Raw genomic sequence first — 6,467 nt, forward strand, 5'->3', positions numbered from 1 at the left:
TCGCAAGCCTCATGCCAAAATAATTATCACTATAAAATACACGGAAAATTCAAAAAAATTATTATTTAAAATCAGCAGCTTGGCAAGACTTTAATGCAAAATACATTAAACTTATGCTCAAGATCTGTTATGAATTTTTCATGTACAACTAATGACAAAGTCATGTAATTTTTACAATCACATCTAAATTTTTTTAGGTGTTTGTTCAGCATTGCCATAAAAATTTCTAAGTAATAAATCAATAGCGGACTAGCATCAGACATTACATTTGAAATAAGGCTATGCCGACTGAGCCAGCATAGCCTGTGTATTTAAAACGATTATGAAGCGCTATAAAGGGTTGTTACATAGTTTGCTTCAAAAACTCGACCTTCAAAAAAGTCGTGATCAATGCTTCCTTGCACGCTTACTCTGTCCCCTACATCAAGCTGTTGAAATCCCTCATTATCGAGCGGATTGTATGTCAATTCATCCACTTCGACAGTCAGCTCCTGAAGTCCGGAATCAAGCGTAAATTGCTCTCCATTCGCATCTACGCTGGTAATCGTCCCCTGCACTACTGTATCCGTTACACTGGGTGAGATTATTGAATAACCTATATCCTCCTCATCCATTGCACTCGCATAAAAATAGGTATCAATATTTTTTACATAAACACTGCTGGCTTCTATAGTAGTTAGATCGTAAAAATCATCATCGATCATGCCTGAGACTCTCACTTCATCCCCCTGGATTAACTTGTAACCATCAGCATCACGGTCGCCATCGTCCATTTCTACAGTGATCTGCCCATCACCATAATCCAGTTCAAACGCATCAGCGGTGACAGAGGTAACTTCACCATTAATACTGATCCAGCTATCATCTTCTAACGCGTAAGGATTTATAGCGACTGCTGGCAATGCAAATAAAGTCAAAGAAGCAAATGTCAGGATTCTCGCGTTATTCATATCTTCCTCCTAATAAACGTCTTCTATAGTCTGAGTAAAAATCAGTCATATTATTTACAAGGAATACTTTTGATGACTCTAAATCAGCAATGCTTAACTTGGTCATCATTATCAACTCTAAAGCTGAATTTGAAATTATTTGGATAATTAAAACACTTTAGATTTATTGCATTAATATCTCGTTATTCCCTGCTCAAAAAATTATGCAACCGTTATACCAGTCCAAATAAAAAAATTAACTGAAAACCGTCAGACTTGGCATTAATTTTATCTAGAGGGTTTTATAGATTTAAATATGTAACTGGCAAGGTTAATTTAGATAATTGTTAATTAAAAATATTTCGAGAGAGTCATGAAATTTTTTCAGATACCTGTAAAAAATTTAAACACGGACGAGTAATATAAAATAGATATTTGTAATACAAACAACAACTAGGCTGAAGATTCTGTCAGGATTGTATTATCAGAGATCAACTTGATTTAGTTTAATCCGGTGAGACTTGTCCTTCGCCATCAAGGGCCATTCTGACCTTGCTGGCCAGCTCTTCACGCTTATAGGGTTTAGACAGGAGTAATACCCCTTTATCCAGTCGACCATGGTGAACAATAGAGTTTTCGGTATAACCTGATGTATATAAAATGCGCAATGATGGTCTTAGCCTCAGGGCATGCTCAGCTATTTTTCGGCCATTTAATCCTTCCGGTAACACGACATCGGTTAATAGCAAATCAATCGTCTGTTCAGATTGCAGAATATCCATTGCCTGTTTGCCATCGGCGGCTGACAGTACCTCATAACCTAAAGCTGTCAATTGAGTTAATACATATTCCCTTACCATAGGATCATCTTCAACCACTAAAATAGTTTCATGACCAATCTGTAAGTTGATGGACTCTTGAGTATTAGCTTTTAGCTGGGGTGTATTATCCATTGCAACTGGTAGGTAAAGTCTTACTGTTGTTCCCTGTCCAGGCTCAGAATAGATATTAACGTGACCGTTACTTTGTTTAATAAAGCCATAAACCATTGCCAACCCTAAGCCTGTCCCTTTGTCTTTCGATTTGGTGGTGTAAAAAGGCTCAAATACTTTATCAAGTTTGTCTGCATCAATACCGCAGCCAGAATCCGAAACGGCTAGCACAACGTAATCACCTGAAGTGATGTCATGATTTTGAGCATATTCTTCCGGTAAATGGGTATTTTTGGCTTCAATAACTAATTGACCGCCTTTTGGCATGGCATCTTTTGCATTTAATGACAAATTAAGCAGCGCATTTTCAAACTGTCCAGCATCGACAAGGACGTGCTTTAATGGACCTTCAGCAATAAACTTGATGACAATCCCTTCGCCAACAGCACGTTCCAATAACGGCCAAAGCTGATCGATAAGTTGTTTGATACTCTCTGGCTTGGGATCAAGCGGCTGTTTACGGGCGAAGGCTAATAGACTGCGGGTTAACTCCGCGCCTCGGTAACCGGCTTGTAAAATCATATCCGCTAACGGTTTGAGTCTATTGGAATCCTCAAATGATTCTGTAAGGATTTGCGAGTTGCCAATTACCACCGTGAGCAGATTATTAAAATCATGTGCCACACCACCCGTTAATTGACCTACCGCTTCCAGCCGTTGAGATTGGCGCAGTCGGTTTTCAAGCTCCATACGTTCGGAGATATCCTGAAAGGCACCATGAACGCCGATTATGTTTCCTTCATGGTCACGAACAGCTTCACCAGATGTCCGCACCCAGATCGGTGTTCCAGCAGAATTAATGATTTGTAACTCTGCATCATAGGGAATTCCCTGCTGATAGCAGGCAGTAAATAATTCCTGCATACGTGGCTGATGCTCAGCAATATAAAAAGAAAGACCTTCTTCAATGGTTGGACTATAGCCTTTTGGTTTGCCATGGATTTTGGCCACCATCTCAGACCAAATAACCTGTTTGGTTCTCATATCCACCGACCACCCACCAAACCGGGTGATTCTGCCAGCAATTTCCAGTAATTCAGCTTGTTTTTTTAATTCACTCTGCTGCAGGATGATCTGCTGGTTTGAGCGATCTTTTTGATCCAGCAGCGCATTAAAAGCCATCGATAACTCTGCCATTTCATCTTTGCCAAACACCTCAGCCCGAGCTGTGTTGTCATTAAGCGATATTTTTTTGATTGTATCGATAAGATTTCGGGTAGGCAGAGCGATACGCTGATAAATCATATTGAATGCCAATACACATAACACACCAAAGATCAGCGTAGATAACATGAAAACAAACAAAATACGGTTTATATGACTTTCAATAACTTGCTGATTTTCCTGCATCAATTGATCAATAGAGCTTTCAATTGCAATACCATGATCAGCAACCTGGTTGATAAGCAATCTTGATCTCAACGGCAATGACAGAGGATTCATTTGATAGTCATTGATGATGGGGTCAGTATTTTCCGGAAGACTTTGATAAGCATCTTCTACTGATTTAATCAACTGATCGATATGCCGTATTGCCCGTTGGGCATTAAACTTGCCTCGCTCCAGTTTTGAAAGATCTTGCTGGATTTGTCGCGCATCACTCAAAAAAACCTGCCACAGACGTTCGTCAGGCCGAAATATCAATAAATTATCACTGCCGACAGATAATGCATCAATTTTGTTATTTAACGTTGCAAACGAATTAAGTTCAATGCGTTTTAATTCAACCTGGTGGTAACTCCAGGCACCTAACACAATTAAAAATAGTAGTCCAAGCAGACATGAACTGATAAAGAAAATAGACGTTTGAACCAGTTTCATCACTGGTTCTCCTCAGTTTGCATCGTTGGAATCTTAACTAAAAAAGGCTGTATTGCTTTTAAGGGTTCGGGAGCAAACCAGGAGGTCACATTGGTTGGTTTTTCGGATCCGGGAAAATTATTGAGCTTAGCCCATTGAATATTCTGATGTAATTCTGAAATTAAAGACCAGTTTAAATTTAACTGATGTAATCCTGGCTGATAATTTTGACCCAAAATTGCGTTTTCACTCATTTCCTGGCTATACATCTGCATCACGTTATCCGTGTCTGAGTGTATAAGACTGATGGCATCGGCGTAAGCCATTAGCAATTGCTGACAGTTTTGTGGGTTCTGCTCCGTTATTTTGCGAGTTGTTACCAGTAGCCATTTTGCGCTATACACATGACTACCCTCCACCTGTTTGAGCTGGTCACCATATTCCGCAATAAAATGATTGGTCCATGGCTGCCAGGTAACAATTGCATCGACCTTGTCATCAATTAATGCCTTACCCAATTCTGAAATGGGTAAATCGATAATATCTACCTGATCTGTATTTACCTGATAAAAAACCGAATAAACCCACCAGATATATTCTGAATTGGTTCCTTTAGGCAAACCAATACGTCCTCCTGACAAATCAGTAACTGTCTGAATTTGCTTACCATTAGTGGTTGTCAGGATTTGATTCATTAAGGTGGAATGCAGAAGATTCCCCAGAATAACGGGCTCATCATTCTGAAGTTCATTATTTGCATTAGCTAGTTTATCCAGCGTAAACGCTGTTGGTGAGACCAAGGCAAAATCAACTTTTCCGGCACGCAAATCGTCAAGACTTTGCCTACCCGAATTATTAAAACTCACATCAACATCAAGCTGATATTTTTTGAATAACTCATTTTTACTGGCGACAAGAGTGGGGAGATCCCCCAAATAATTCACACCAGCCAATTTCAATGATGGGATGTCTGTATTCTCAGAACTACAAGCGACTGAAAACAAGACGAATAATATTAAAACTCTTTTCAGGCCCATCTTATTTTCCGTAATGAGTTCATATGCTTATAGTTATTATTGCGTACACAACGCCCAGAGCTTTAATTTATTTATGCATCAAAATTAAAGTAGTCCTGATAATTTGTTATACCCTAACAATCAAGATCTTGAAATCCCTTGCCTATAAAAGCGAAGAAACCGTTCGTGAAACATCCTCAGCACCATGCAATATTTCTGTCATCACTGATGAAACAGCAGAAAGTTGTTCATTACTGTCGAGGGCCCGTTGTTTCACGCTATCCATCTTTTGCGTGACATCATGTGTAAGCTTACGGTTTTGCTTAACAACTTCTTTTATTTCCTCCGTGGACTCGCTTGTTCTCGACGCCAGCTTTCTGACCTCATCAGCCACCACGGCAAACCCACGCCCCTGATCGCCGGCACGTGCGGCTTCGATGGCTGCGTTTAATGCCAACAGATTTGTCTGTTCTGCAATGTCATTAATCGTTGAAACGATATTTTCAATATTTTTAGATTCATTATTCAACTGTTCGATATTGGCTGACGTATCCGATACATCCTGCAGAATTGTGTTGGACATTTGTACCGAGGTATTGAGTAATTCAACACCATTTTTAGCTATTTGCGAGGTTTCCTCTGCTGTTGAAAATGACATCTCCGCAGCACGCATTACTCGGTCGTTATGCTCGATTCTCTGGGTAATATCACTGGCAAACTTAATGACCTTAACCACCTTGCCTTCATCATCAAACACTGGATTATAAGAAGCTTCTAACCAGACGGCTTGACCAGAAGATGTTTTCCTTTGGTATTGATCAGAGAAAAATTTTCCCGAACTGATTTCTGACCAGAAATTGGGGTTTTCTTCGTAGAATTGATCGAAACAGAACATGCGATGATGCTTACCAACCACATCATTTAAAGAATAACCAACTACCGAAAGGAAATTATCATTAGCCGTTAAAATTTGGCCATCTGGAGAAAACTCAATAATCGCCATTGAACGGTTTAATGCATTGGAGGCCGCTTCAAGATCACGCATTTTGTTATGTGAACGCGTCACATCTGAAGCAATTTTAAAGATAGCGGTAACGTTATTGTCCTTGTCAGTTATTGGAAAATATGATGCTTCTAACCATATTGTTTGGTCTGGCTTGGTAAGTCTTTTAAACCTGCCGGATTGTTGTTTGCCCCGTGAGAGTTCATCCCAGAATATTTTATACTCCGCAGAACGAATATAATCGTCATGGCATAAAACCTTATGGTGTTTGCCGACCAGTTCTGACTTTTCATAACCCACAACGGATAAAAAGTTGTCATTTACATCCTCGATAATACCTTTACTATTAAATTGAATAGTCGCTACAGATTCCTGTATTGAATTGATAAGGCTGTAAATTTCATTATATTTAGTAGTTACCTCAGCTAAATCACTTTTAAGTTTTTTATTAAACATCTTAATATTGCCCACTGCTGCCGAATAATTTTTATTATGATTATCAACACGAGATAATCATTATTTTTTATGTGGAATTAAAGCGGATAGATTGTGAATTTTATGTCAACAATCGACTGGATCTTGTGAATTTTTTAATGGGCAAGCACACAAAAAAATCAATGATGCTAGGGCTTGTTTATCTTTCATATCCTCCACTGCTGGCGGCTATTTTTGTGTCCGACAAGGCGGAAAGCACGCGGTGTAGCCTTCCTACATAAGTGATTGACAA

At 39.2% G+C, this 6,467-nt stretch carries 4 protein-coding genes; all 4 read right to left on the reverse strand.

Annotated features, from left to right (window positions below; translation table 11 throughout):
* Positions 1-320: 320 nt before the first annotated feature.
* The 4 genes from B3182_RS02320 to B3182_RS02335 all read right to left on the reverse strand — a co-directional run bounded on the left by B3182_RS02320 (position 321) and on the right by B3182_RS02335 (position 6,196).
* Positions 321-950, reverse strand: a complete 630-nt coding sequence (locus B3182_RS02320; protein WP_292357032.1) for a DUF5666 domain-containing protein — start codon at positions 948-950, stop codon at positions 321-323.
* Positions 951-1,435: 485 nt separating this feature from the next.
* The gene (locus tag B3182_RS02325) at positions 1,436-3,742 is read right to left on the reverse strand and encodes an ATP-binding protein (RefSeq protein WP_292357034.1); all 2,307 of its coding nucleotides are present in this window, start codon (positions 3,740-3,742) and stop codon (positions 1,436-1,438) included.
* Entirely contained in the window at positions 3,742-4,758 is a 1,017-nt protein-coding gene (locus B3182_RS02330; RefSeq protein ID WP_292357036.1) for an ABC transporter substrate-binding protein, read from the reverse strand. The genes B3182_RS02325 and B3182_RS02330 overlap by 1 nt, the downstream gene beginning before the upstream one ends.
* A gap of 142 nt (positions 4,759-4,900) precedes the next feature.
* On the reverse strand, positions 4,901-6,196 hold the full coding sequence (locus B3182_RS02335) for a methyl-accepting chemotaxis protein (protein WP_292357037.1): 1,296 nt from the start codon (positions 6,194-6,196) through the stop codon (positions 4,901-4,903).
* Positions 6,197-6,467: the final 271 nt, after the last annotated feature.

This window comes from Methylophaga sp. UBA4204, from assembly GCF_002379485.1.
Classification (GTDB): Bacteria; Pseudomonadota; Gammaproteobacteria; order Nitrosococcales; family Methylophagaceae; genus Methylophaga.

Coding starts and splice junctions, on each gene's coding strand:
- B3182_RS02330 (WP_292357036.1), bottom strand. CDS start 4,758: ATGGGCCTGAAAAGAGTTTTAATATTATTCGTCTTGTTTTCAGTCGCT.
- B3182_RS02320 (WP_292357032.1), bottom strand. CDS start 950: ATGAATAACGCGAGAATCCTGACATTTGCTTCTTTGACTTTATTTGCA.
- B3182_RS02325 (WP_292357034.1), bottom strand. CDS start 3,742: ATGAAACTGGTTCAAACGTCTATTTTCTTTATCAGTTCATGTCTGCTT.
- B3182_RS02335 (WP_292357037.1), bottom strand. CDS start 6,196: ATGTTTAATAAAAAACTTAAAAGTGATTTAGCTGAGGTAACTACTAAA.